Raw genomic sequence first — 25,022 nt, 5'->3', positions numbered from 1 at the left:
CGGTAAATACGCGAAAAAATGGGGCGATGCTTGCCCCCTGCATGGCGAGGAGTTGCAGATATCGTGAATTTGGTTTAATAATATCGCCACAATATCGATCCATTCGCAACTGTCGGCAATGGGGGCGGCAATGATTGTGTTGTGCGCGACGAGGCTTATCTCATATTGTTCGTGGTCTTGTCTGGAAAGTCGGCCTGGGAAACGTCTGTTTCACAATCTTCGGCCGTTATTGCTTGTCCCCTTGTGAAGCTGGTGGCGCCTGCGCAACCCAGACCCGAGTCCGATTTGGTCGAATTTTTCATTGTCGAGGATAAGATGAGCGGCTGCGCTTCGTCGCCGCAGAAATTTCGCTCCCATGGCCGATAATTTATTCGGCTGTTGATTTTCGAAAGAGCTGTGAAATTGGTGTTGTGAGTGTTCCAATATAACCGTGGATTACATGCTATCTATTTGAATATAAAAAGATAATCGTCGGGAAGGGGTCGGCTGATCCATTTGCTGCGAGGCGCGTGTCCTGCCCAGCTCTAATGGGCGTTGACAATGCGATTAATTATGCGACAACGTAATTACTGCATGTTGCTCGGTCGACTCCGCTTAGGCGGAATTTCGTTCGGCGCGAGGAGAAGCAGTGGCGGTTCGCAGGTGCTGAGGGGGCACCTTGGCCGACGCGAACGGGAAGTGCCTTCGGCGAAATGCACTCTCGCTCTGCAGAGGACGTATAATGAAAGGGAGAAGTATATGATTGCTCGCATCACCCGCGGTTCTGCTCATACCGCACTGGCGATTTCGCTTGCTTCGCTGCCGCTGGCAGTCTCTGCTACTGCTTATGCCAAGGATCAGGTCCAGCCTGAACCGAGCGCTGCTTCCGCAAGGGGCAATGGCGATATCGTTGTTACGGCGATGCGGCGCGAACAGCGCCTTCAAGACGTTCCAGTCGCCATTTCTGCCTTTGGCGGGGAGGCGCTTGAGAAGCGTCAGGCGGTGCAGATCTCCGATCTCATTCAGCTGTCTCCCAATTCGCAGGTCAACTATCCATTCGGTGAAGGTGGCCCGCCCAACTTCGTCATCCGCGGCATTTCCTCGACCGACTATTCCGCTAACCAGAGCAAGCCGATCGCGATCTACATCGACGAAGGCATCCGCGGCCTGTCGACATTCGAAACCATGCCTCTTTTCGATGTCGAGCGCGTCGAGGTATTGCGTGGCCCGCAGGGCACGCTCTACGGCAAGAATGCGACCGGCGGTGCTGTCAATATCGTCACGAAAAAACCGGGCTTTTCCACCGAAGGATATGTGACGGGCAGCTACGGCAACTTCAATCGTGTTCGACTGCAAGGGGCTTTGCAGGTCCCCTTGATCGACAATGTGCTGTCGATGCGCGTTGCAGCGCTCTATGTGCACGATACAGGTGTTCTCAAGAATGTTACGCCTGGCCTTGGCGACCTCGACCAGACGGATGTTTTTGCCTTCCGCGGCGCGCTTCAGTTTGAACCTTCGGACAGATTCGAGGCGACGCTCCGTTTCAACCACATGAGAAGCGGCGGCCGCAATTACGCGCCGTTTGCGGGCAACATCAACTTCAACGATCCCCAAATCATCTTTCCCGGTAACAATCTGTCCAACCTTCCGGGGTCTAACCGCGATGGTCTGGGTTTCTTCGAAACTGCCGTCAATCGCGCGCCCGAGCGTGATATCCGCAGCGACGGGCTCAACCTGATCATGAATTGGGAAGCATCCGACAACCTGAAGCTCACCTCCGTGACGACCTATGACTGGGGCAGGTGGGTTGATACCGGAGATGATGACGGTCTCGTCATCGAGGCGGATGATCCGATCGTCACCTTCGGCAAGAACATGAAGCAGTTCGTCCAGGACCTGCGGCTAGCCACCTCCTTTGATGGCCCCCTAAACGTCCAGGCCGGCCTCCTCTATACTTATGACTCGGTAAATGCAGGCTTCAACTATTCGCTCCTGACGGATCCGGGTTGCGGTGCCGTATGTAGCTTCGGCTTCACGCCCACTGGAACCGGCTTTATCCAGTCGAACAGCTTCAACCAGAAGCGCAACAGCTATGCCGGTTATTTTCGTGCTGACTATGAGGTAACCGACACGCTTTCCGCATATGGGGGTGTCCGTTTCAGCCGGGATAAGGTCGCTGTCTCTAATTTCAACGCATTCCTCGGTGACAATGTAGATCCCGTAGCCATTCAATCGATCAGCAATTATTCTGATCGCCGCACCTTCAACAATACGAGTTTCGAGGTTGGCGTAAATTGGAAGCCTACGCAAAATATCCTGCTTTACGCTTCAATGCGCGAAGGGTATCGCAGCGGCGCCGTGAACGCGCAGGCCTTCAGCGATCCCTCCGAAATCACGTTCGCGCCGCCTGAAACTGCGCGGACTTATGAGGCCGGGTTTAAGTCCACGCTTCTCGACCGTGCGCTGACCATCAACGGTACTGTGTTCCAGACCGATTACGCAAATCAGCAAGTTGTCGTGACCGAGGCGGGCGGGCTATTTCCGCTCCGTTCGATCAGCGCCGCGCGCGTTCGCGGGTTCGAAGCTGATATTACCGCGCGGCCGATCGATCGGGTGACGCTTGGCGTCGGCGTCGGCGTGTTGGATCCAAAATACCGGAACAATGCGACAGTTACGGGTACGAGCGGCATCGACGTCTCAGGAAATCAGATATCCAATGCCGCAAAGTTCAGTCTCAACCTCAGCGGCGATTTCGTGCTCGCCGAAATCAACGACGCTACCGTCGACCTCAGTCTCGACGGTGCATATACTTCGCGTGTCTATTATGACATCGCTCAGACCCGAACGCTGTCTCAACCAGGCTACTGGGTAGCCAACGGTCGCATTGCTTATAACGCCAAGCGTTTTGCAGTGGGTGCAGGCGTAAAGAACATCTTCAACGAGAAGTATTTTACCTACGGCTTGGGTTTGCGGTTTGCAGGATTGGATTACCTGATCCGTGGTACACCGCGGACCTACAGTGCGGATGTCACTTTCCGCTTCTGATTTTCAAAAGATGCCAGTTTAACTTTTTTGTACTTCTTTCTCGCTGACGAACAATCAGCGAGAAAGAAGTCTTTTATTTAGTATAATCAAACTCCATTTCGCTGAAGTCGTTATAAATTGTTCAAGGTTTAGACATAGATTTTGGACTATCATAAAGGATTTTTATACGGCCGCTTTGCAGGATAATAACCTAAAACAGAAGTTGGGGATGCGCGATGTTTTGGTTACCAAAGCGACAGGAACGACCGGGCGTTATGTAGTCGAATGCCTCGCGGAGCGCGGGGCAACGGTCAAGGCCTCATCAAGAAACCCTTCATCGGTCACGCAGAGCAACGTCGTACCGATATTGTTTGATTGGGAGAACCGATCGACTTGGGATGTTGCATTGGACGTAACCGTCCGGCCTGACCCGCTTGCTCAAGTTGCCCGGTGTGCTCAGGACGTCCTTTAGGTCGTGCAATAGGACGTACTTTAGGACAGCCATGACGCAGGTAACGGTGCTGACGGGCGCTCGACGCCGCCGGGATTGGTCGGATGAGGAACGCCTTGAGATTTTGCACGAGGCGTTCTCGCCCGGTGCATGTGTGGCCGATGTCGCACGCCGGCGCGACGTTTCGCGAGGCTTGATCTACTTGTGGCGCCGGACAGCCTTGCGCCAAGTCCAGGAGGCATTCGTTCCGGCGGTGATTGAGGATGACCCAGGTTCCGTCGGCAGCGCATCGGCGGCGAAGCCTGAAGCCGCGATCGTGTTGGAGCTGACCGACGGCCGGCGCTTGCGCATTTCGGCTACTGCCCCGGCTGCGCTGGCGGTAGCGGCTCTGAAGGCGATGCGATGATCCCGCCCGGGGCGCGAGTGTGGATCGCGATGGGCCACACCGATATGCGGCGTGGGATGCAGAGCCTGGCTGCGATGGTGCAGCAGCACTTCCTGAAGGACCCGTTTGCCGGCGATCTCTGGGTCTTCCGGGGCCGCAGCGGCTCGCTGGTCAAGATCATTTGGCACGACGGCCTGGGCATGTCGCTCTACGCAAAGCGGCTCGAGAAGGGCAAGTTCGTATGGCCCTCGGCGAAGGACGGCGTGGTGTCGCTCACGAGCTCTCAACTCGCTTGCCTGCTTGACGGCATCGACTGGAGGAACCCGCGTGTGAATAAGCCTGCAATGTTGACCCCGGTTCTGGGGTGATAGGCGTCCAAAGTTGACCCCCTGAACGATGTAAGCGGGGTCTGACGGCCGCCTTGCGCGGCACCCATTCGCCGGGATGATTGCCGCTCTTTGAGCGGGGTTGCGGGTGTTGGACGAGATCGAGGATTCAGCGAGCAGTGGAGCGACTACTCATACGAGCGGTCGTATGAGTAGTCTGATAGAGGTCGTTAGCAGGGTGTCGGGCCGGCGGCGCTGGACGGTGGAGCAGAAGCTGGCCGTGCTGCGGGATGCATTCGGCCCGGGGGGCTGCGTGCGCGCGGCCTGTGAACGCCATGAGGTTGGCAGCGGATCGATCTACACATGGCGGCGACAGGCGATGTCCGGTGAGCTTGCGGGGGTGCGCAAGCCGATCGAGCCCGTTTTTGCGGAGGTGCAGATCAGCGAGCAGCCAGCCTTACCCGCGCCGACGGTCGCGGCGCGCAGCGGCGGCGTGATCGGGATCGAGCTACCGTCGGGTATCAGGGTGAGCGTGGACGCCACGGTCGATGGCGATGCGCTGTCGCGGGTGATCGGTATCCTGACGCGATGATCCCGCTGCCGCCCTCAACGCGGATATTCCTGGCTTGCGGCGCGACGGACATGCGCAAGGGTTTTGACGGCCTTGCCGTGATGACGCAGCAGGTTCTGGAGCAAAGCCCGCATTCCGGCGCGCTATTCGCCTTTCGGGGGAAGCGCGGCGATCTGGTGAAGCTGCTCTGGTATGACGGCCAAGGGATGTGCCTGTTTTCCAAGCGGATGGACCGGGGCCGGTTCGTGTGGCCGTCGACCAAGACGGGGTCGGTGGTGATGACGGCGGCCCAGCTTTCCATGCTATTGGAAGGCATCGACTGGCGGCGTCCGGCGCGCACTTTTACCCCGTCACTCGCGGGATAAAACGCCCATATTCCGGCGCTTTTCCTAGCATTACGACCGCTGTTTCGCTATAGGATAGCGGTGTCGGACGCAGGCCTTTCCACCGCTGACAAAGACGCTCGGATCGCCGAGCTCGAAGCTGCTTTGGCGGCCGCCCACGCCGATATTTCTGCTCGCGACATCCTGATCGACACGCTGCGCGTGCAGATCGCACGCCTCAAGCGGATGCAGTTCGGCAAGTCGTCCGAGAAGCTCGACACCCAGATCGCGCAGCTTGAGCTGGCTCTCGAAGAGCTTGAAGGAGAGGCCATCGTTGCTGCCGCGCGTCGGGCCGATCCGGCAGATGGCGTTCGCTCAGCGCCTGTTCGCGCGCTGCCCGCCCATCTGCCGCGGGAGGAACAGCGGATCGAGCCTGAGCAGGGCAACTGCGCCTGTCCCGACTGCGGCGGCGTGTTGCGGCCTCTGGGGCAGGATAGTGACGAGGTCCTCGATGCGGTGCCAGTCCAGTGGCGCGTCGTTCGGACCATCCGGCCCAAGTATAGCTGCAGGGCTTGCGAGAAGATCGTGCAGGCGCCCGCGCCGGTAAAAGCCATTGCCCGGGGCAAAGCGACCTTTGGCACGCTGGCCCATGTCGTTGTTTCCAAGTTCGACCATCATCTGCCGCTCTACCGTCAGGCCGAGATCATGGCGGCGCAGGGCATCGAGATCGATCGCTCAACGCTGGCAGGCTGGGTCGGGCAGGCATCCGTGCTGCTCGATCCGATCGTCAGTCGCATTCGGGAGGTCGGCCTGACCGCCTCGAAGATCCATACCGACGATACACCGGTTCCCATGCTTGATCCGGGCCGCGGCAAAACGGCCACCGGCAGGCTTTGGGCTTACGCCGTCGATGATCGCGGCTCCGGCGCCACGACCCCCTCGCTGGTCTGGTATGAGTTCACCACCGATCGCACAGGTGCCCATCCCCAGCGGCAGTTGGCCAGCTTCAGCGGCTACCTGCAGGCCGATGGCTATGCGGGATACGACAAGCTCTACGACACCAACCGTGTCACCGAGGTCGCCTGCTGGGCGCATTTCCGGCGCAAGATATTCGACATCCACGCCACCAAGCCGACGCCGCTTACCACTGATCTGCTGGAACGCATCGGCCAGCTCTATGAGATCGAAGCAGAGGTTCGAGGCCAACAACCCAAGATCCGGCGACGAACCCGGCAGGACCGCACCCAGCCATTGATCGACGAATTGCGCCAGACACTCGACGATGCCCTGCGCCGTCTCTCGCCCAAGTCCGAGATGGCCAAGGCGATCGCCTATGGCCGCAAGCGCTGGGGGGCGCTCACCCGCTTTCTCGACGATGGCCGCCTGGAAATTGATAACAACATCGCGGAGCGCGCCATGCGGTGCGTGGCCCTGGGCCGTAAAAACTGGCTGTTCGCTGGCTCAAAGGCGGGCGGCGATCGCGCCGCCGCCATCTACTCCGTCATCGAAACCGCAAAGCTCAATGGCCTCGAACCGCAGGCCTATATCGCAGATGTCATCGCCAAGATCGCTGGCGACTGGCCCGCTACTCGCTGGGATGAGCTCATGCCTTGTTGGGGTGGACGGCTCCCAACGGCATCGCAATGTGCCAGAGTGAGTGCGTTGCAAGACTCAATCAAGGGAGCCGCCCGTGGAGCAAATTACCCGCATAGGCATGGATACGTCAAAGAACGTTTTTCAACTGCATGGCGTCGATGCAGCGGAGAAGCCAGTGCTGCGCAAGAAGTTGACGCGCCGAGAGATGATTCGGTTTTTCGAAAAGCTGCCACCCACCCTCGTCGCTATCGAGGCATGCGGCAGTTCACATCATTGGGCTCGTCTTCTCGGATCGCTCGGGCATGATGTAAGGTTGATCGCGCCGCAATTAGCGAAGCCCTACGTCAAGCGCGGCAAGAACGACGCTGCGGATGCCGAAGCTCTCTGCGAAGCGGTGAGCCGCCCAACAATGCGCTTCGTTCCGGTAAAGACTGCAGAACAACAGGCCGCGCTCATGTTGGTCGGGGTGCGCGAAAGGCTTATTCAGAAGCGCACCCAGCTCGTCAACGCTATACGAGGGTATGGCGCGGAGTTCGGCATCACCGCGGCGACGGGTGCATGTCGCGTCGTACCGCTTCTCGAGTGCATCGCGGAAGATGAAACGATACCCGAATTGGCGCGCGAACTTTTTGCGCTGCAGGGAAAGGAATATGCGCAGCTCCAGTGCGAGATCGAACGGATCGACGCGAAGCTGATGGAATGGCATCGCAACGACGAATGTAGTCAGCGACTGGCCAAAATTCCCGGCGTTGGGCCTATCGGCGCGACCTTGCTCATGATGAAAACGCCCGATCCGCATCTATTCAAATCCGGTCGGGATTTTGCGGCATGGATGGGCCTGACCCCCAAAGATCACTCGACCGCCGGCAAGACAAGACACGGCGTTATCACTCGCGCTGGTGATGAGCTTCTCAGAAGCACGCTCGTGGTCGGAGCCACCGCAGTCGTTCAGCACGCCCGCAATGGGCGAGGCAGGAATCTAACACCGTGGCTTATCGGCTTGATTGCACGAAAATCGCCTAAGCTCGTTGCGGTTGCCGTTGCTAACAAAGCCGCACGTGTCGCGTGGAAACTCATGGTGAGCGGCGAGCGATACCAGTGCGTCGCGCCGCCCGCGCTAACTGCGGTAGCAGCATAAGAATTAGCCAGGGACGATGAGCAAAATATCAATGCTATCGTACTGAGCTGATCCGTGATCTTGCATGAAGAGAGCAGATGGTGCGATCGATCGATCCGAGGCGTGTGACACTCCGTCAGTTCCAATGGCCATCACAGGCCGCTGCCTTGTTGGGAACACACACCGCGGAAACCATCTTGGCCAGCGGTCACGTGCGACCGCACCGAAAGGCCGGACATATGGAAGCAAGCGATCCGATCAAATTTTCCGTTCAGCCCTTGCAAGAGGGAGCCGTCCACATATGCAAGAGGGAGCCGTCCACATATGGAACTGGCGGCCAGATCAGCAGCCGATCGCAGAAGCCGCCTGATCTGCGGCCTCCAGCCCACGCTTACTGAACGATTGCGGTTCACGCTCTCGCACTTTGCTGCGGGAGCGGGTGGGAGATGCTGATCGTGGAGACGGTAGCGCGCATCCGGCGCGAGTTTTTCGTCAAGGGCAAGTCGATCAAGGAGATCGTGCGGGACCTTGGCGTTTCGCGGAACACGGTTCGCAAGGTGCTGCGCTCGGGCGAGACGGCTTTCACATACGAACGCAGCGTGCAGCCCTTGCCGAAGTTGGGGCCCTGGGCCTCGGATCTGAACAGGCTTCTGGAGGCGAACGACCGGAAGACACGGCGCGAGCGGCTGACGATGGTCAGGCTGTTCGAGGAGCTGCAGGGTCTTGGCTATCGTGGCGGCTATGACGCGGTCCGACGGTACGCGGCAAACTGGCATCGTGAGCGCTCAGCGGTGACGGCGGCGGCCTATGTGCCGCTGAGCTTCGCGCCCGGCGAGGCCTACCAGTTCGACTGGAGCCATGAGATCGTCGTCATTGCCGGGGCGACGACCACGGTGAAGGTCGCGCACATGCGGCTTTGTCATAGTCGGATGTTCTACGTGCGCGCCTATCCGCGGGAAAGCCAGGAGATGGTCTTCGATGCGCATGACAAGGCGTTCGCCTTCTTCGGTGGCGCCTGCCAGCGCGGCATTTACGACAACATGAAGACGGCGGTCGATGCGATCTTTGCCGGTCGCGAGCGCCAGTATAACCGCCGCTTTCAACAGATGTGCGGGCATTATCTGGTCGAGCCTGTTGCCTGCACGCCGGCGTCAGGCTGGGAGAAGGGCCAGGTCGAGAATCAGGTCGGCCTGGTGCGTGAACGCTTCTTCACGCCCCGGCTGCGCTTCAAGAGCTACGCCGAGATGAACGCATGGCTTGAGGATCGCTGCGTCGCGCGGTCGAAGCATGCCGCACATCCCGAGTTGAAGGACCGGACGGTGTGGGAGGTGTTCGAGACCGCGGATCGTCCCGCCCTGATCGCCTATCGCGGGCCCTTCGACGGCTTCCACGCTCTGCCCGCGTCGGTATCGAAGACGCTGCTGGTGCGGTTCGACTATAACAAATACTCGGTGCATGCGTCAGCGGCGGGGCGGCCGGTAGATATCCATGCCTATGCCGACCGTATCGTCATCCGGCAGGAAGGCGAGATAGTCGGCGAGCATGTCCGCCGGTTCGGCCGTGAGCTGACGATCTATGATCCCTGGCATTACGTCCCTGTGCTGGCGAGAAAGCCCGGCGCGCTGCGCAACGGCGCGCCCTTCAAGGACTGGTCGCTTCCGCCGGCAATCGAGCGGGTACGACGCCGCCTTGCCGGCCATGCTGATGGCGACCGCCAGATGGTCGGCATCCTGACGGCGGTCCTGAGCGATGGGCTCGATGCCGTGGAAGCCGCCTGCGCCGAGGCGCTGATCGGCGGCACCGTCAGCCGCGACGTTGTGCTCAATATCCTGACCCGTCAGCGCCAGCCATCGGCGCCGCTGACCATCGCTACGCCCGAGGCGCTCCGGCTCCATCACGAGCCCGTCGCCGACTGCGCCCGTTACGATAGCCTGAGGAGGTTCTATGGAACGCCACGAGATCCTGGAGATGATGGGGACGCTCAAGCTCGCGGGCATGCGGCACGCCTATGATGAGGTGATCGCCGATGCGGTAAAGCGACAACATGGCCCAAGCCGCGTGGTCGGCGATCTGCTGAAGGCCGAGATCGATGAGAAGCAGGCGCGCTCGATCAAATATCAGATGACGATCGCCAAGCTGCCGCTGGCCAAGGAAATTACGGCGTTCGACTTTGCCGAAACGCCGATCAACGAGGGGCTGGTTCGCGATCTGGCCACCGGCGCTTTCCTGGCCAACCAGCGCAATGCCGTGTTGGTAGGAGGAACCGGGACCGGAAAAACCCACCTTGCCATTGCGATCGGACGCTCGTGCGTACGCATCGGCGCGAGGGTCAGATATTATAACACCATTGACCTGGTGAACCGGCTCGAAGCTGAAACCCGCGCAGGAAAGGCGGGGCGCATTGCCGATCATCTGTCCCGGCTCGACCTGGTGATCCTCGACGAGCTGGGCTATCTGCCGTTCGCGCTGTCTGGCGGCCAGTTGCTGTTCCACCTGGTCAGCCGGCTCTACGAGCAGACCTCGATCATGGTGACCACCAACCTCGCGTTCGGCGAATGGCCCTTGGTGTTCAGCGATGCCAAAATGACAACCGCGCTGCTCGATCGGCTGACGCACCATTGCGACATCATCGAAACCGGCAACGAGAGTTGGCGCTTCAAGAACCGCGCAGCTGCCTGATAGCCCAAAATAAACGCCATCGGCATGGGGGTGAGCCGGCTCCGGGCTACGCCCTCCGCCGCCTCACCCCCATGCCGACGATCCTGCGTACTATCAGGGGGTCAGTGTTGGGCGCTTATCCGGGGTGAATATCCGGGGCCGATTGACACTGATCTGCGGCCTCCAGCCCACGCTTACTTTTTGCATCGCTGCAGCGCTCTTCCTAGTACGCTGTGTCACCAGTGTCACTTTACCCCGCCGGTAAAGTGACACTGGTGATTTTTCTGGCGAGTAGGGAATTTAGGGGATTCGCGGCAAGATCGGTTGTGGTAGATTCCTGCTATGTTCCACCAAGCCGACCTCTTCGACCATATGGCACCAGCGCCGCTCAACTTGGCTTCGTCGGTTGTCGCGTTACCAGATCTAGTGGAGCGCGTATCGCAGGTATCGAAGCGCCCTAGGTATGTTCTGCTCATCCTCAATCTGATCGCGAAGGCCGCAGGGGAGAATGGCAGTCTCGGGCCTTACGTACGAAGCGACGCTGCCCAGATACCTGTGCGTGACTGGCTCTGCCAGGCATTGGCGCCGCTGGCCAACCGCGACTGCCGCCGTACAGCCATGATTGCAGCGGTTCGATCAGAGTGGTCGGCGAAGGCTGACGCTTCGGAAAGTGCAGGAGATTTGGCTCAGAAGGAGAATGAAGAGATTGAGGCGCGCATTCTGCGGTCGGGGCGCACGAATGTCAGTCGAGCCGTATCGGATCTTGTTCGGGCTGGATTGCTGCATCGCCACTATCAGGGATACCGCGTCGATCACCCCAACCGGGGCGCGCAGCGCGAAGCGGTATATACGATAGCTCCGGATGTGCGCCTGGCATTAGCGGGAATCTGTTAACACGCCTCCGTATTTGCTGCGCAGTGAATATAGCTGTACGATCAAATTTGGACCGGCGCTGCGGGAATGGGCTGCGTAACCCATTGATTTAACATAAGATATATTATCGAACCGCCATTATCGGCTGCTTAAATCCGAGAGCTGCTGCTCTTACGCGCTATCAATACGCGCGCGCCAGACAGCCTCAAGCAGCATCGGCTCACCCCGTTTATTGGCGCATACGTCGAATTGGGGGTGGACCTGACAGGAAGGCAACGAGAGGCTGCGTCGATGGCGAGTAAATGTGACAAGGGCCGTCTCGCTGATATCAGCGTTTTCGAGCATCAAGCGAAATCAACCACGACGTTCGATCAGCTGTCATCGATCGTGGATTCGTTCGTTAGGCAGGTCGGCTTTCGCTGGTTTGCTCTTCTGCACAACGTCGATCTTGTTCAGCGGAGCAAGAAGGCGATAATGCTCACCACCTATCCGGTTCGATGGCTCGACGAGATCATCGAAACCAGGCTCTATCTCGATGATCCCATTCACGCTGCATGCGCGAAAACGTCTTCGGGGTTGACGTGGGATCGCATCGACGAATTCATAGTGCCTAGCCCTCATCAGGTATCGATCCTGAAAAAAGGCAGCGCCCACGGCCTGCGCACCGGCTTTACGATGCCGATTAGGATGCAGGACGAGCCTGAAGCCGTCTTCACGATCGCGCGATCGACAGACGCGGTGGCAACCACCGAGGACGTGCTCACCGCGCGCCTCGTGGGGACGGTCGCTTTTGATCAAGCTCGCGCCATCCTCGGCGACGAGGGCATCGTCTACCAGCCAGTGTCACTAAGCCCACGCCAGATCGACTGCATCGCGTTAGTCGCCCAAGGCAAAAGCGACTGGGAGATCTCCCAGATCCTTTCGCTCGGCCGCGACACTGTGCACGAGTATGTCGAAGGTGCCCGTCGCCGGTATGGCGTCAGGCGGAGAACCCAGCTAGTTCTTCGGGCGGTGCGCGACGGGCATTTGAACATCAACGCGTTGCTGTAGGCGCCGGCCCCTTGGCGATAAGGCTCGCCGAGGTTCGGTCATTCTGCGATTCGGTCAGCGCCGCGAAAAGCCCCGATGCTCTGTATGATTTCATGCAAGACATCACCGCCAGAATGGGGTTTGCCCATTTTGCTCTCGTCCATCATGTCGATACGGCGGTGCCGGCTACAGGGACGATCAGGCTTGTGGACTACCCGCAAAGCTGGATGGACATTTTCGAAGAGCGCCGGCTTTACGCTGCTGATCCTATCCACCGCGCGAGTCAGCAGACGTCGGTGGGTTTCGCTTGGAATAATGTCGAAGCCCTGATCGCGTTGTCACCGCGTGATCGCGCGGTCCTTACCGCCGCGCGCGATGTCGGTATCGGCGATGGCTTTACGATCCCCGCGCATATTCCCGGGGAGATTAACGGTTCCTGCTCGTTTGCGACGGCGAGCGGCGTCGGGCTCGATGAGGAACAGCTTCCCCTTGTCCAACTCGTCGGCAACTTTGCGTTCGAGGCAGCTCGGCGGGTCAATCGCTCCGTAGGATCCCATCCCCGCGAATTACCGCGGCTGACCGACCGACAGGTCGAGTGCGTGGCTCTCGTTGCGCGCGGGAAGACCGATTGGGAGATCGCCAGAATCCTCGGCGTCGGCTCAGAGACAGTGAGTCAACACCTCAAGGATGCGCGTGACCGATATGGCGTCACGAAGCGCACAATGCTGGCGATGCGCGGGCTGTTCGATGGATCGATCAGCTTCGCTGACGTCTTCGGAAGATGACTGCCATGTGCTGATCTCCCCTTTTCTGGGGATAACGTAGCGGTCAATATTCTGTTCGAAAAACCTCCTCACACAGGAGGAAGACAATGCTTATCATAGGAAATGGCATAGACGAGGCACTCGACGCGCGCGTCTTCCGAGAAATGTTTGAAGAAAGAAAGCGCGTCTTTGTTGATCTGCTTGGATGGGACATTCCGGTTCTCGCAGGTCGCTATGAAATCGACCAGTTCGATAATGACGAGGCCGTCTACATAGTTGTCACCGATGCACAGGGACACCATCGCGGATCGGCCCGGCTCCTCAAGACCGATCGACCGCATATCCTCGGATCAGTCTTCCCGCACCTGTGTGACGGGAATGTGCCGGTCGGCCCGGAGGTGAGGGAGATCACCCGCTTCTGCCTTGCGCGTGCGATGGGCGCCGCCGAACGGCGCACAGTCCGCAATCGTCTGGTGTCCGGGCTAGTCGAGCATGCTCTGGCCTCCGGAATTACAACCTTTTCTGGCGTGGCCGAAGAGAGCTGGTTCAAACAGATCCTCGCATTTGGCTGGGACTGCGAGCTGCTTGGCGACCGCCTCTCGGGGGTAAGCCGGAACCTTGCCGCGATGCGGATTTCAATATCGTCAGAAACCCCCGACCTACTGCGGAGGACCGGCATCTACCTTCCCACGACGCTGGTCGATCTCGACCGTGCAGCGGCGTGACGCGGGAGACCGACCATGGCGACACAGCACTCCCCTGCCCTTGCAGCGCCCCGCGATGCTAAGCCGCATCTCGAGCTCCTCGCACGCGACGGATTTTGCGTCATTCCTGATCTCGTGCCAGCAGCCGACATCGGCTTGCTCAGCGCTGATCTCGACGATCGTTTCGCCGCGACGCCGTTTTGCGAGGGAGGATTTTACGGCAGTCGTACCAAGCGGTTCGGAAGCGTCCTGAAGAGATCACCCTATGCGGCGGCGCTCATCCAGCACAAGCTTATTCTGGAAATTGCTCAGTCGATCCTCGGCCCGTGGTGCGACACGATCCAGCTAAACCTCGCCCAAGCGCTCGAACTCCACCCTGGCGCTCCCTGCCAGTTCCCCCATCGCGACCAGGACATGTGGCGCGGACCCGTTGGTGAACTCGAATATTTGATCAACGTCATGTGGCCGTTCACCGAATATCGGACCGACAATGGCACCACCCTCATCTGGCCCGGGAGCCATGGCCAACGAGCGGTTGCGGAGGACCACGGCATTGGCCCCATCGCGGTCGAATGCAGTCCAGGGGCTGCAGTAGTTTTCCTCGGATCGACGCTTCACGGTGCCGGCGCGAACACGACCGAGACGATCCGCCGTGGCATGATAGTCAGCTACTGCCTCGGCTGGTTGAAACCGTATGAGAACCAATGGCTCGTCTACCCGCCGGAGATAGCGCGCGGGTTCGAGCCGGCGCTGGCGGCACTGGTAGGCTACCAACAGCACAGGCCGAACCTTGGTAACTACGAGGGCCGCTGTCCCTCGATCCTGCTGAACGCTGACCCGCCTGATCATCTGGCAGCCACTGACGCCCTGAGGCCTGACCAGGAAGAAGCATTGGCACAGTATCTTCTCGAACAGCAGCGCGATCCCGCACCGTCATTGCGCAACGGCTAAGGGCTCCACGGCGATCCCCCCAACTGGGGGGATTGCTGAAACAATGCGCAACAGGCTCAAAAGACGGTGATTTTCGAGCCGTGTCGCAAGCGCCGCAATCCACCGCGAGGAGACAATTTGTGCAGCTTCGTCTCATAGCCATGGTCACGCCGATGCTGGCGATGTCCGCGCCGAGCACGCCCGCCCTCGCCAACGATCTGGGCTGTCAGATCCTAATCTGCCTCTCCAATCCAGGAGGGGCGACGCAATTTTCTGCATGTGTTCCTCCGATGGCCAAGCTCTGGCAGAAGCTCGCGACCGGAGCCTCTTTTCCCGGTTGCTCGGGCGGGAGCGTCGCCAAGACAAAGGTCTTCGACCGAGACTCCGCCACGAAGCGCCGGGTCGTGATGACGTTCACCGATGGGCGACAGCAAAGTTATTCCCTAGCCAACATCGAGAACCTTCCGACAGCAGCAAGCGCCACGGGGACACCGGCGCGGTGATTCTCGAACTCGCAACCGTCGTGGGCCTCGCGCAGCAGTGCGCGCCATCGGTTGCGGTCGAGACGATGGTGTCGGTCGTCCACGCTGAGAGCCATTTCAATCCCTACGCGATCGGCGTGAACGCTAAGGGTGTTCCGGCTCCGGATCCTGGCGATCGTGCAGCTGCGGTGCGCGACGCGCGCTCGCTGATAGAGCTTGGCTACAATATCGACCTCGGTCTGGGTCAGATCAACAGCGCAAACCTGAAGCGCCTCGGCCTGTCGGTCGACGACGCCTTCGACCCGTGCCGGAACCTCGAAGCCGCTGCACGGGTCTTGGCCTCCAACTATCTCAGCGTCGTGCGGACAAGCGCTTCGACGGAGGCGGCCATCGCGGCCGCCATGTCGATGTACAACACGGGCAACCGCTGGCGTGGATTTGGAAACGGCTATGTCGGCCGTGTCTATGCATCGTCTGGTGTCGTCGTGCCGGCCATGCGGCGCAGTGGATTTGCGGTCCAGAACATCGCGGTCACGCCGCCGCCGCCGCCGCGAGAAGCTATTCAGACGCTCGCGATGTCGGACGCGCCGCGCGCCGCTGCCGGCAGCGCGAAATGGAATACGGCTGCGGGGGCGCAGTCAGCGACATTGATGGTCTTCGGGGGGGCATCCAGCACAATAGCGAAAGGACAACCCGAATGACGGCCTTGATGACCGAATCCCGCGACTGGTTGACGCCCCGCCGCCGCTCTCTTGCGCAGCATGCGGCCTTTCTTCTGCTGGCCCTCGCCGTGACGTTGCTTCTGACCGATCCGGCTTACGCTCAGGCCGCCGACGGCGTTACGTCGATGGCCGAGAACATCAAAACCTGGCTGACGGGCACGTTCGCCAAAACCATCGCGGTGATCGCCGTGGTGATCGTAGGGTTCATGTTCTTCACAGGTCGGGCCAGCCTTGGACTTCTCGTCACGGTCATCGTCGGCATCTTCATCGTGTTCAGCGCGCAATGGATCGTCGACACCATCACTGGCGGCGCATGAGTGCGGGCCATGGATACCGATGACCAAAAGCTGCGCGAGGAGACGCTGTTTCTGGCGGTCACGCGCCCGACCATGTGGTTGGGTGTGCCGATTGAAGCGTCGCTGCCCATTGCGCTCGCGGCCTGCCTGACCCTCATCATCACGGGCAACCCGCTCTATGCCTTCGCGCTGGCCGGGGCCTTCCTGGCGATTGCCCGACTGATCGTGCGTCATGATGCAAACGCCTTCCGGTTGTTGTGGCTCTGGACGATGACCAAGGCCCGGTGCCGCAATCGCAGCTGGTGGGGTGGAAGCTCCTACTCACCGCTGCCGATCGACGGCGCCAAGCGTCGGGGCTTTGCCCATGGCTAGCGTGGTGGGATCGCTGGGAGGCGCAGGCGCGCGCACACCGTGGCGCATCCTCAAGAACGAGGCGGATCCCGCGCGCTATCTGCCCTATGCCCGACACGTCGACGATGCCGTCATCGCGCTCGACGGCCGCGATCTCATGATGATGTTCAAGCTCGATGGCCTCGCCTTCGAGACGGCGGACCCGGTCAATCTGAATGACTGGCACGAGAAGTTGAACGGAACGCTGCGCAATATCGCGGACGATCGTCTGGCGATCTGGACGCATATCGTCCGCCGCCCGGTGACCGACTATCCTGAAGGCGAGTTTAGATCCGCATTCGCCGCCGATCTTGACGCCACCTACCGCGCCCGCGTTACCGCCAAGAGGATGTTCGTCAACGAACTCTACCTCACCCTCATCATGCGTCCGTCGGTGGGATCGGCAGACAGAACCGGCGTTTTGCTGCGCCGGCTGTCGACAGCCCGCAAAGACGGGCAGGAGGTCGACCAGGACGAGCTCGCACGGTTCGAGGACAAGGCCCGCGATATAGAGAAGTTGCTCGCACGGTGCCGCCCCCAGAGGCTTGGCCTCTATGAGCATAACGGGTTGATGTTCTCTCGGCCGCTCGAAGTCCTCGAGCTGGTCATGATGGGCCGCGCCGCGCGCGTGCCGCTGGTCCGAGGTCATCTCGGATCAGCGATCTATGGCGAGAGGGTGATCTTCGGCCGGGAGACCGTGGAGGTCCGAGCGCATGATGAGAGCCGGTATGTAGGGCTGTTCGGAATCCGGGAATACCCGGCGATGACGCGCCCCGGGCAGATGAACGCTTTGCTCAGCCAGGATTTCGCGTTCGTCGTGACGCAGTCCTTTGCGTTCATGGGCAAAGCCCGCGCCTCCGAGCGCCTGCGCCGTCGGCAGAACCAGATGGCGTCGACCGAGGATGCGGCCGCGAGCCAGGCGCTCGAGCTGGCTGACGCTGCCGATGATCTTCAGAGCAACCGCTTCGTGCTTGGCGAACATCACTTCTCGCTCGCCGTTTTCGGTGAGAACCAAAAGCGGTTGGCGGAAAACCTATCGACGGCGCGGGCGGCCCTCGCCGATGCGGGACTGGTATCTGCCCGCGAAGGCCCGGCTCTGGAAGCCGCATTCTGGTCGCAGCTGCCCGGCAATTTCGCATGGCGCGCCCGACCGGCGGCGATCACGTCGCGCAATTTTGCGGCGCTCTCCCCCTTCCACACATTTCCGGCCGGTAAGCCCGATGGCAATCATTGGGGCGCGGCGATCGCGCTCATGAAAACCGCCGCCCAATCGCCATTCTACTTCAATTTCCACGTCAACGATCTCGGACATACCCTGATCATCGGCCCGTCCGGTGGCGGCAAGACGGTCGTACAGAACTTCCTGATGGCGCAGCTGGAGAAGACGGGCGCGCAGCAGATCTTCATCGACAAGGACCGGGGTGCCGAGATCTATGTGCGGTCGTCGGGCGGAACCTATCTCGCGCTGCGAAATGGTGTGCCGACCGGGTTTGCACCACTTCGCGCGCTTGAGCAGACGCCGGGCAACATCGTTTTTCTAGGACGCCTTATCCGGCATCTCGTTACCCCGTCTGGTCAGCAGCTGGGCGTCTCACAGGAGAAGATGATCGATGAGGGCATAGTCTCGATCGGTCGGCTCCCACCCGAGGATCGTTCGATCCTCGCCCTCCGGCAGCTCCTGGGCCAGCGTGACCCGGAAGGCATCGGGGCGCGCCTGGAAAAATGGGCACGCGGCGGCTCCCTCGGTTGGGTCTTCGACAATGACCGGGATGAATTGTCGCTCGATGCGCGGTTTATCGGCTTCGACATGACCGATTTCCTCGACAATCCGGAGATCCGCACGCCCCTGATGATGTACATGTTCCATCGGATCGATGCCCTTCTCGATGGCCGGCGTCTGGTCATCGATATCGATGAGTTCTGGAAAGCGCTCGGCGACGACGCCTTTCGGGCATTTGCCCAGGACGGGCTCAAGACCTACCGCAAGCAGAACGCGTTCCTGGTCTTCGGCACGCAGAGCCCTGCCGACGCGCTGCGCTCCGACATTTCGCACAGCATCATGGAGCAGGTCGCCACCAAGATCCTGTTGCCGAACCCCTATGGCCGAGAGGTCGACTATATCGACGGTCTCGGCCTCACGCGCGCCGAATTCAAGCTCATCCGCAGCGAGCTGATCCCCGAAAGCCGACGATTCCTCGTCAAGCAAGGACATGACTCCATCGTCGTCGAACTCGACCTTGGAGGCCTGACCGACGAACTCGCGGTGTTGTCGGGGACGACAGAAACCGTCGGGATTCTCGATCAGGTCCGCCGCGAACACGGTGACGATCCAAGCCAGTGGCTACCCATTTTCCACGAACGGCGCCGAGCCAGCAGAACGAAAGGATAAGGTCATGAGAGCATTACGCGCACTGGCGTTGGCCAGCGCACTGACAATCTCGATGCCGGCGTTCGCACAGGGCATCCCGGTCTATGACTCCAGCACCTTCCTGCAGACCCTGTCTACGGTGAAAAACACGCTGTCGATGATCGAGCAGGGAAAGGAACAGATCGCGCAGGCGACCGACATGTTCAACAGCATCAACAAGCTGACGAACGTCAACCGGATTGCCAGCTCGTTGAACACTGATGCCGTTCGGCATCTTCTGCCGAGCGAGGCAAGGGACATTCAAAGACTGATGTCCTCTGACATCAGCGGTCTTGGCAGCCTCAGTTCCTCTGCTTCGCGGATCCGTACCAACAACCGCGTCGCGATTCCCGACCTTCGCACCGACGCCACCGACTTTGAGCGGAGCGGCCGCGATGCCATCTCGCGAAATGGCGACCTTGCGGCGCGCGACGCCGCTGTCGCCGAGGCGGCCTATGGCGTCACCACGCAAAGGACGGCGGGGCTCGAAGAGCTGCGCTCGTCGCTCGACACGGCGTCGGACGCCAAGGACGTAATGGACATACAAGCCCGGGTCGGGGTGGAAAACGCGCACATCCAGAATGACGCGGTCCAGCTTCAGGCGCTGCAGATGCGCCAGGCCGCAGAAGCAAGGCTGCGGTCGCAGCGCGAGAGCGAAACCAGCCTCGCCAAACTCGAACAGAGCCTGGGCAGCCGGCCATGAAGGGCATTCGCTCTGCATCGACCCTCGCGGTGCTGGCCCTGCTTGCAAGCTGCGGCAAGCCTGCGGGCAAAAAGGAACTGGCGGCAGATCCAGAGCTACGGTCTCAGGTGCTCGCGGCCTGTGCGGACGGCACGCACCGTGATGCCCAGGAGTGCAGCAATGCCAAGGCGATCGACAATGCGGAGAAGCTCGATCGCTCGCTGGGTCCGAAATAGGGCGAGCACGCAGGTATGGCATCGACCCTCTTTGCGGACATCTACACCAACATCGACGGGAAGCTTGATCTCTTCCTCAACGAGCGGCTGAACAACGTCATCGATGTCGTGCGCGGACCGCTCGCGCTCGGTCTGGTGATCTACATCGCCCTGTTCGGCTACATGGTGATGCGCGGGATCGTGGCAGAGCCGTGGGGTGAATTGTTCTACCGCATGGTGAAGCTGTGCCTGCTCTACCTCGCAGCCACCACCGTCGCCTATTCAGAGTGGATCACCAACCCGCTGTTTCACGGGATGCCGGACGCCATCTCTCAGGCACTGGCGGGCAAGACGATAACCAGCGTCGGCGCGGTGTTCGACGATTATTTCGGACAGGTCGACAATATCGTGCGGATCATACGCACTGAGGCCGAAACCTATCTCGACATCAATCCCTGGAAGTTGGTGCTCCTGACGCTCGCTATTCTGATCTACGGACTGGCTGGATTGTCTGCTGCGATCGGCTTTGCCATCACCGTCTTCGCCAAGGTCGCGCTTGCCGTTGTGATCGCGCTCGGCCCGATTTTCATAGCGCTTTCGCTCTTCGAGACGACCCGCCGCTTTTTCTATGGCTGGCTTGGTCAGGTGTTCAACTACATCGTGTTGATGGCCGTGATCATTGCGATCACCGCTCTCATCACCGACCTCGGAGCGACTGCGCTCGCCACGGCCGAAGGAACACCGGACGTCACGATCGGCGCGGTCCTGTTCTCGGTCTACATCTTCCTTGGCACGATCTTCTTCTTCCAGGCCCCTTCCATCGCGACGGGCATTGCCGGCGGCGCCGCGGCTGGCGTGGGCGCCTTCGCAGGATCGGCCTGGGGAACGATGGCGGCGCCGTTCCAGCAGCGGCGCATAGCCCGCAACAGCCGCAATCTCGAACGGGCCGCGCAGCGCGGGGGTTCGGTGAGCCGCGCATGACCAGAAGGATGACACCATGAAGTGGCCTGCCAGAACCTTCAACGCTTTGTGCTTATCGGCAGCGGCCGTCGCCCTGCCCCTCTCCGCGAGCCATGCTGCATCGAAACCTAAGAAGCTCCCGGTGTGTGACGGCAAGCATCTGCGTGACGTGAACATCTACGGCAGCGTTTTGCCAGGCTCGTCGATCCCGGCGACCGTCGCGCCGCCCGCCCCGCCGCCTGTGCCGCAGATCAAACGCCCCGCTGACGGGGGCACCCCTCCTCCACCTGTTCCTGGCGCAGCTCCCGACAAGGTGTCGGCGCGGGCGGTGGCCCGCTCGGTAAGGAGCTGCTGATCATGCGAAGCCAGACCGAAGGTGTGCCAGCCAAGGACGCAGAACTTTATTTCGGACAGGCGCGGTCCTGGGACCAGGACCGGCAACGTAAATCGCTTCGTTCAGAGCGGATTGCCTGGATCGTGGCGGGCCTGTCACTGGTCGCATGCACGGCCGAGGCGCTGGCCCTTGCCGGGCTGACACCGCTCAAAACCGTCATGCCCTACATCATTCGCGTCAACCAGACGACGGGCGCGGTGGATGTCCAAACCACCCTCACGCAAAAGCCCATGCGCTATGACGAGGCGGTCACGAAGTTCTTCCTCGCGCAATATGTTCGGGCGCGCGAGAGCTGGCTGCAGGCCGCCGCAGAGGAGAATTTTCGGGCGGTCACCATCTTGTCGGAACCCGGCGAACAGCAGCGATGGGGACGCTTCTTCAGTTCGAACAACAGTGCGAGCCCACAGGTCGTGTGGGGAAAGGGTGCGGTGGTCCAGGCGCGCGTCCGTAATATCGCCTTCATCAACGACCGCGTCGCCAATGTGCGCTTCACGCGCACGGTGCAGACCGACACCGACACGCAAAGCAGCGATTGGATCGCGACCGTCACCTTCCGCTACACCAATGCGCCGATGGCCGAAGGGGACCGCTATCGAAATCCGTTAGGCTTTCAGGTCGAGAATTACCGCGCGGATCCGGAGGTCGTGCGATGATCGACGCTCGCTGGCTTCTTCCGCTCGCCTTGCTCGCCGCGACGCCCGCGCTCGCGGAGGACACGCCGCGCGCCGGCCCTGCAGATCCGCGGGTGAAGTTCGTCGAGTATCAGGAGACGCAGGTCTACCATATTGTCGGGACATTCCGGACCGCGACCCAGGTAGTGCTAGGTCCAGATGAGACGATCGAGCATGTCGCACTGGGCGATACGGTGTCCTGGGAGGTGGCCGTCGCTGGGCACATTCTCTTCCTAAAGCCGCGCGAACGGGCAGGCCCGACCAATCTGATCGTCACGACCAACAAGGGCGGCGAGCTGCGCAACTATGCGTTCGAACTGACCACTCGGCGCGGCCCCATCGGCAGTCGCAGCGGCGAAACATTCTTTCAGGTTCGCTTCCGTTACCCGCGCGACGATGCGGAACGGGCCGAACGCATGCGCGCCGCCCAGGAGGCCCAACGCCTCGCCGCGCTGCAGGCCGCCGCGGTGCGCGGTGCCTTGGATCATGGTGTGATCGAGGGCCCGCGAAACCTTAACTACAAGGTCCAGGGTTCCAGCGACCTACAGCCTTCCGAAATATCCGATAATGGCCAATTCACGGTTCTCCGCTTCCCCGGCAATCACGAGATACCGGCTATCTATCTGGTTCGCCCCGATGGTTCGGAGACCCTAGTCCCGTTCGACGTCCGTGATGAGTTCGTCGTCGTCCACGCCGTTGCTGCGCAACTGCGGCTGCGGCGGAACCGCGAAGTCCTGTGCATCTATAACCTCGCACCGACCCCCTATGGCGTCGATCATGGCACCAACACCGCCTCGCCGCATGTCGAGCGCACAATCCAAGATCCGAAGGAGTAAGCGCGATGGACGAACCGGCGCCAGAAGCCCCTCGCCGTCCGGCTGGCGATCCGACGCCCGAGCGCGATGAAATCATCCGCGAGCGTGGCATCGATCCGATCGGAGGCATGACCCCGGCGAAGCGAAACACAGCGCTGATCTTTGCCGGCACCGCGATGGTTCTTGGGATCCTGTGGGTGAACTCCGGTCCGAGCACGAGCAGCAAACGCAACCTGATGGACAAGCCCGAGGCTATGGCGCGGCGGCCTGACCTCGCGGCGCGCGAGACTGTGGCATACGACGCCGTTGCCGCGAAGCCGAAGCCTCTCGGCGCACCGTCGGCGGATCCGAACGCACCGGTGATCAACCCGGCACCGGGCACTGTTGGTCCCGACGGTCAGATCGTCCCTGCGCTGCAGCCTGGCGCGGCCCCAGCTGCGGCAGCGCAGGACAAAGGGCAAAATCTCGCCGATCAGGCCCGGAGATCGACGCTGATCGCTTATGGTGGCAGGGAAGCACTTCAAGGGGGCGGGCGGACCGCCGGCGGCGGCGCCGACGGATCCCAGGCGGACGATGCGGGCGATGGCGCCGAGGGTCGTGTCCGTGGCAATGCGCCCAACGCGCTTGATGCGCTCCGGCAGAGTTCAGCGGTCGGTGAAGCGCGGGCCTCCATGCTCCCGAACCGCAACTATCTCGTCACCGCCGGAACCTTGATTCCCTGCATCCTCCAGACGGCGATGAATTCGGCGCAGCCGGGCTACACGTCCTGTCTGATCCCGCGCGACATCTATTCCGAGAACGGGCGGGTCGTCCTCATGGAGAAGGGCACGAAGGTGCTCGGCGAATATCATGGCGGGATCCAGCAAGGACAGAATCGGCTCTTCGTGCTGTGGACCCGAGCCGTCACGCCACAAGGCGTCCGTATCGACCTCGCCTCGCCGGGCTCGGATGCGCTGGGTCGTGCCGGCATCGCCGGGTCGGTCGATACATTCTTCTGGGCACGCTTTGGCAGTGCGCTCTTGCTCTCTCTGGTCGACGACGCCGCATATATCGCCGGGCAAGCCGTCTCCAGCGGCAACAACAATTTCAACAACACGACGCGCACGCCCAGCGAAGGCGCGGGCATCGCGCTTCAGAACAGCATCAATATCAGGCCCGTGCTAACCAAGAATCAGGGCGAGGAGGTAGGGATTTTCGTCGCCAAGGACTTCAACTTTGCCGATGTTTACGGTCTTGAGCTCCGGCGGGAGAAATGAGCGATACCGCCGTCCTGCGCCATTATCTGGCACCGATCCTGCCGCTGCTGGAGCCAGCTGAGGTCACCGAACTCGTGATCAACAGGCCCTGCGAGGTCGGGATCGAGGACCATCGCGGGTGGCATTGGCACGATGTCCCCCAACTCGACAGCGACTGGCTTGCGACCCTTGCCATCGCGGCCGCGAGTTTCACGCGCCAGGATGTCAACGCCGAGACGCCGATCTGCTCGACCATCCTGCCGGGCGGCGAACGGTGTCAGGTCGTGATTCCGTCGGTGACGCCAACTGGCGCCCCATCGTTCACGATCAGGAAGCCATCCCGGGTCACGCTCGCGATCGACCAGCTCGCCGAGACCGGATTGTTTGCCGGCACGCGATCGGCCGCCCGCGGGCTGGGCGATGTCGATGCGCAGCTCGTGGCGCAGCGCGACGCCGGCGACTGGCCAGCCTTCTTCAGGACCGCGGTCGCGGCCCGCAAGAATATCCTCGTGAGCGGAGCGACCGGGTCGGGCAAGACGACCTTCGCCAAGGCCCTCATCCAGCTCATCCCGCCAGAGGAGCGGTTGCTCACGATCGAGGATACGCGCGAGCTGGTCGTGGAGCATCGCAATGTTGTCCATATGGTGTACTCGAGCGAGCGGCAGGGTCTTGCGAAAGTAGGACCCAAGCAATTGCTGGAGAGCGCATTGCGGATGCGGCCGGATCGCATCCTCTTGCAGGAGCTGCGGGACGGCACCGCCTTCTTCTATCTTCGCAACGTCAACTCCGGTCACCCAGGCTCGATCACGACGGTCCACGCTGGCTCCGCCATGGGCGCGTTCGAGCAGCTGACGCTGTTGGTCAAGGAATCCGAGGGCGGACGTGACCTGGCCCGTGACGACATCCGCGGCCTACTCCGGATGCTGGTCGACGTCGTCGTTCAAACTCGCAAGCAGTCGGGGAAATTCGCAGTCGAGGAGGTGTATTTTGATCCGCCTGTCGGAGGCGCGACCGCTCACTAGG

Annotated in this window: 25 protein-coding genes and 1 pseudogene; all 26 read left to right on the top strand. The window is 61.0% G+C overall.

Annotated features, from left to right (window positions below):
• The first annotated feature begins 738 nt into the window (after window positions 1–738).
• The 26 genes and pseudogenes from AC07X9_RS12825 to virB11 all read left to right on the top strand — a co-directional run bounded on the left by AC07X9_RS12825 (window position 739) and on the right by virB11 (window position 25,021).
• Window positions 739–3,024, top strand: coding sequence for a TonB-dependent receptor (locus AC07X9_RS12825; protein WP_017183763.1), 2,286 nt, complete (start codon window positions 739–741; stop codon window positions 3,022–3,024).
• 482 nt (window positions 3,025–3,506) lie between these two features.
• Window positions 3,507–3,860 carry an IS66-like element accessory protein TnpA gene (gene tnpA / locus AC07X9_RS12820; RefSeq protein ID WP_017183762.1) on the top strand — a complete coding sequence of 118 codons (354 nt, stop codon included), beginning with the start codon at window positions 3,507–3,509 and terminating at the stop codon, window positions 3,858–3,860.
• The gene (tnpB, locus tag AC07X9_RS12815) at window positions 3,857–4,207 is read left to right on the top strand and encodes an IS66 family insertion sequence element accessory protein TnpB (RefSeq protein ID WP_017183761.1); all 351 of its coding nucleotides are present in this window, start codon (window positions 3,857–3,859) and stop codon (window positions 4,205–4,207) included. Before tnpA (AC07X9_RS12820) ends, tnpB (AC07X9_RS12815) begins: the two co-directional genes overlap by 4 nt.
• A 166-nt stretch (window positions 4,208–4,373) precedes the next feature.
• Entirely contained in the window at window positions 4,374–4,757 is a 384-nt protein-coding gene (gene tnpA, locus AC07X9_RS12810) for an IS66-like element accessory protein TnpA (RefSeq protein ID WP_026002509.1), read from the top strand.
• Window positions 4,754–5,101 carry an IS66 family insertion sequence element accessory protein TnpB gene (gene tnpB, locus AC07X9_RS12805; protein WP_017183759.1) on the top strand — a complete coding sequence of 116 codons (348 nt, stop codon included), beginning with the start codon at window positions 4,754–4,756 and terminating at the stop codon, window positions 5,099–5,101. The genes tnpA (AC07X9_RS12810) and tnpB (AC07X9_RS12805) overlap by 4 nt, the downstream gene beginning before the upstream one ends.
• Before the next feature lie 54 nt (window positions 5,102–5,155).
• Window positions 5,156–6,691 (top strand): annotated as a pseudogene (gene tnpC / locus AC07X9_RS12800) (IS66 family transposase); the annotation flags it as partial.
• A 58-nt stretch (window positions 6,692–6,749) separates the two neighbouring features.
• A complete protein-coding gene (locus tag AC07X9_RS12795; protein WP_026150064.1) occupies window positions 6,750–7,793 on the top strand; it encodes an IS110-like element ISShsp1 family transposase in 1,044 nt (347 codons plus the stop codon).
• Window positions 7,794–8,218: 425 nt separating this feature from the next.
• Window positions 8,219–9,784, top strand: coding sequence for an IS21 family transposase (gene istA / locus AC07X9_RS12790; protein WP_017182771.1), 1,566 nt, complete (start codon window positions 8,219–8,221; stop codon window positions 9,782–9,784).
• Window positions 9,717–10,451: an IS21-like element helper ATPase IstB gene (gene istB / locus AC07X9_RS12785; RefSeq protein ID WP_026002321.1), complete on the top strand. Its 735-nt coding sequence runs from the start codon at window positions 9,717–9,719 to the stop codon at window positions 10,449–10,451. Before istA ends, istB begins: the two co-directional genes overlap by 68 nt.
• Window positions 10,452–10,772: 321 nt before the next feature.
• A complete protein-coding gene (locus AC07X9_RS12780; RefSeq protein WP_017182769.1) occupies window positions 10,773–11,324 on the top strand; it encodes a hypothetical protein in 552 nt (183 codons plus the stop codon).
• A 270-nt stretch (window positions 11,325–11,594) separates the two neighbouring features.
• A complete protein-coding gene (locus tag AC07X9_RS12775) occupies window positions 11,595–12,353 on the top strand; it encodes a helix-turn-helix transcriptional regulator (RefSeq protein ID WP_017182768.1) in 759 nt (252 codons plus the stop codon).
• 11 nt (window positions 12,354–12,364) lie between these two features.
• Window positions 12,365–13,117 carry a LuxR family transcriptional regulator gene (locus tag AC07X9_RS12770; RefSeq protein ID WP_017182767.1) on the top strand — a complete coding sequence of 251 codons (753 nt, stop codon included), beginning with the start codon at window positions 12,365–12,367 and terminating at the stop codon, window positions 13,115–13,117.
• Between the two features lie 86 nt (window positions 13,118–13,203).
• Window positions 13,204–13,821: an acyl-homoserine-lactone synthase gene (locus AC07X9_RS12765; RefSeq protein WP_017182766.1), complete on the top strand. Its 618-nt coding sequence runs from the start codon at window positions 13,204–13,206 to the stop codon at window positions 13,819–13,821.
• Window positions 13,822–13,836: 15 nt separating this feature from the next.
• Entirely contained in the window at window positions 13,837–14,751 is a 915-nt protein-coding gene (locus tag AC07X9_RS12760; RefSeq protein ID WP_017182765.1) for a phytanoyl-CoA dioxygenase family protein, read from the top strand.
• Between the two features lie 140 nt (window positions 14,752–14,891).
• Window positions 14,892–15,233, top strand: coding sequence for a hypothetical protein (locus AC07X9_RS12755; RefSeq protein WP_017182764.1), 342 nt, complete (start codon window positions 14,892–14,894; stop codon window positions 15,231–15,233).
• Entirely contained in the window at window positions 15,230–15,913 is a 684-nt protein-coding gene (locus AC07X9_RS12750; RefSeq protein ID WP_017182763.1) for a lytic transglycosylase domain-containing protein, read from the top strand. Before AC07X9_RS12755 ends, AC07X9_RS12750 begins: the two co-directional genes overlap by 4 nt.
• Entirely contained in the window at window positions 15,910–16,251 is a 342-nt protein-coding gene (locus tag AC07X9_RS12745; protein ID WP_017182762.1) for a TrbC/VirB2 family protein, read from the top strand. Before AC07X9_RS12750 ends, AC07X9_RS12745 begins: the two co-directional genes overlap by 4 nt.
• A 9-nt stretch (window positions 16,252–16,260) precedes the next feature.
• Complete coding sequence (locus tag AC07X9_RS12740; protein WP_017182761.1) at window positions 16,261–16,602, top strand: VirB3 family type IV secretion system protein; 342 nt, start codon at window positions 16,261–16,263, stop codon at window positions 16,600–16,602.
• The gene (locus tag AC07X9_RS12735) at window positions 16,595–19,009 is read left to right on the top strand and encodes a VirB4 family type IV secretion/conjugal transfer ATPase (RefSeq protein ID WP_017182760.1); all 2,415 of its coding nucleotides are present in this window, start codon (window positions 16,595–16,597) and stop codon (window positions 19,007–19,009) included. The genes AC07X9_RS12740 and AC07X9_RS12735 overlap by 8 nt, the downstream gene beginning before the upstream one ends.
• Window positions 19,010–19,013: 4 nt before the next feature.
• Window positions 19,014–19,730, top strand: a complete 717-nt coding sequence (locus AC07X9_RS12730; RefSeq protein ID WP_026002319.1) for a TrbJ/VirB5 family protein — start codon at window positions 19,014–19,016, stop codon at window positions 19,728–19,730.
• Window positions 19,727–19,945 carry an EexN family lipoprotein gene (locus AC07X9_RS12725; protein ID WP_017182758.1) on the top strand — a complete coding sequence of 73 codons (219 nt, stop codon included), beginning with the start codon at window positions 19,727–19,729 and terminating at the stop codon, window positions 19,943–19,945. The genes AC07X9_RS12730 and AC07X9_RS12725 overlap by 4 nt, the downstream gene beginning before the upstream one ends.
• A gap of 15 nt (window positions 19,946–19,960) precedes the next feature.
• Window positions 19,961–20,905 carry a TrbL/VirB6 family protein gene (locus AC07X9_RS12720; RefSeq protein WP_017182757.1) on the top strand — a complete coding sequence of 315 codons (945 nt, stop codon included), beginning with the start codon at window positions 19,961–19,963 and terminating at the stop codon, window positions 20,903–20,905.
• A 336-nt stretch (window positions 20,906–21,241) separates the two neighbouring features.
• Window positions 21,242–21,931, top strand: a complete 690-nt coding sequence (locus tag AC07X9_RS12715; protein ID WP_017182756.1) for a VirB8 family type IV secretion system protein — start codon at window positions 21,242–21,244, stop codon at window positions 21,929–21,931.
• Window positions 21,928–22,785 (top strand): P-type conjugative transfer protein VirB9, encoded by an 858-nt coding sequence (gene virB9 / locus AC07X9_RS12710; RefSeq protein WP_017182755.1) that lies wholly within the window; start codon window positions 21,928–21,930, stop codon window positions 22,783–22,785. The genes AC07X9_RS12715 and virB9 overlap by 4 nt, the downstream gene beginning before the upstream one ends.
• A gap of 5 nt (window positions 22,786–22,790) precedes the next feature.
• The gene (virB10, locus tag AC07X9_RS12705; RefSeq protein ID WP_017182754.1) at window positions 22,791–24,020 is read left to right on the top strand and encodes a type IV secretion system protein VirB10; all 1,230 of its coding nucleotides are present in this window, start codon (window positions 22,791–22,793) and stop codon (window positions 24,018–24,020) included.
• Window positions 24,017–25,021, top strand: coding sequence for a P-type DNA transfer ATPase VirB11 (gene virB11 / locus AC07X9_RS12700; protein WP_017182753.1), 1,005 nt, complete (start codon window positions 24,017–24,019; stop codon window positions 25,019–25,021). Before virB10 ends, virB11 begins: the two co-directional genes overlap by 4 nt.
• The last annotated feature ends 1 nt before the right edge of the window (window position 25,022 follow it).

The sequence above is a fragment of the Sphingobium sp. GW456-12-10-14-TSB1 genome (assembly GCF_059424385.1).
Note: the sequence above shows the minus strand (reverse complement) of the source record. Positions and strands in the feature narration are given on the sequence as shown.

Coding starts and splice junctions, on each gene's coding strand:
- AC07X9_RS12740 (WP_017182761.1), top strand. CDS start 16,261: ATGGATACCGATGACCAAAAGCTGCGCGAGGAGACGCTGTTTCTGGCG.
- istB (WP_026002321.1), top strand. CDS start 9,717: ATGGAACGCCACGAGATCCTGGAGATGATGGGGACGCTCAAGCTCGCG.
- AC07X9_RS12720 (WP_017182757.1), top strand. CDS start 19,961: ATGGCATCGACCCTCTTTGCGGACATCTACACCAACATCGACGGGAAG.
- AC07X9_RS12715 (WP_017182756.1), top strand. CDS start 21,242: ATGCGAAGCCAGACCGAAGGTGTGCCAGCCAAGGACGCAGAACTTTAT.
- istA (WP_017182771.1), top strand. CDS start 8,219: ATGCTGATCGTGGAGACGGTAGCGCGCATCCGGCGCGAGTTTTTCGTC.
- tnpB (WP_017183759.1), top strand. CDS start 4,754: ATGATCCCGCTGCCGCCCTCAACGCGGATATTCCTGGCTTGCGGCGCG.
- AC07X9_RS12730 (WP_026002319.1), top strand. CDS start 19,014: ATGAGAGCATTACGCGCACTGGCGTTGGCCAGCGCACTGACAATCTCG.
- virB10 (WP_017182754.1), top strand. CDS start 22,791: ATGGACGAACCGGCGCCAGAAGCCCCTCGCCGTCCGGCTGGCGATCCG.
- tnpA (WP_026002509.1), top strand. CDS start 4,374: ATGAGTAGTCTGATAGAGGTCGTTAGCAGGGTGTCGGGCCGGCGGCGC.
- AC07X9_RS12825 (WP_017183763.1), top strand. CDS start 739: ATGATTGCTCGCATCACCCGCGGTTCTGCTCATACCGCACTGGCGATT.
- AC07X9_RS12760 (WP_017182765.1), top strand. CDS start 13,837: ATGGCGACACAGCACTCCCCTGCCCTTGCAGCGCCCCGCGATGCTAAG.
- AC07X9_RS12765 (WP_017182766.1), top strand. CDS start 13,204: ATGCTTATCATAGGAAATGGCATAGACGAGGCACTCGACGCGCGCGTC.
- tnpB (WP_017183761.1), top strand. CDS start 3,857: ATGATCCCGCCCGGGGCGCGAGTGTGGATCGCGATGGGCCACACCGAT.
- AC07X9_RS12745 (WP_017182762.1), top strand. CDS start 15,910: ATGACGGCCTTGATGACCGAATCCCGCGACTGGTTGACGCCCCGCCGC.
- virB11 (WP_017182753.1), top strand. CDS start 24,017: ATGAGCGATACCGCCGTCCTGCGCCATTATCTGGCACCGATCCTGCCG.
- AC07X9_RS12755 (WP_017182764.1), top strand. CDS start 14,892: ATGGTCACGCCGATGCTGGCGATGTCCGCGCCGAGCACGCCCGCCCTC.
- AC07X9_RS12725 (WP_017182758.1), top strand. CDS start 19,727: ATGAAGGGCATTCGCTCTGCATCGACCCTCGCGGTGCTGGCCCTGCTT.
- AC07X9_RS12775 (WP_017182768.1), top strand. CDS start 11,595: ATGGCGAGTAAATGTGACAAGGGCCGTCTCGCTGATATCAGCGTTTTC.
- virB9 (WP_017182755.1), top strand. CDS start 21,928: ATGATCGACGCTCGCTGGCTTCTTCCGCTCGCCTTGCTCGCCGCGACG.
- AC07X9_RS12780 (WP_017182769.1), top strand. CDS start 10,773: ATGTTCCACCAAGCCGACCTCTTCGACCATATGGCACCAGCGCCGCTC.
- tnpA (WP_017183762.1), top strand. CDS start 3,507: ATGACGCAGGTAACGGTGCTGACGGGCGCTCGACGCCGCCGGGATTGG.
- AC07X9_RS12735 (WP_017182760.1), top strand. CDS start 16,595: ATGGCTAGCGTGGTGGGATCGCTGGGAGGCGCAGGCGCGCGCACACCG.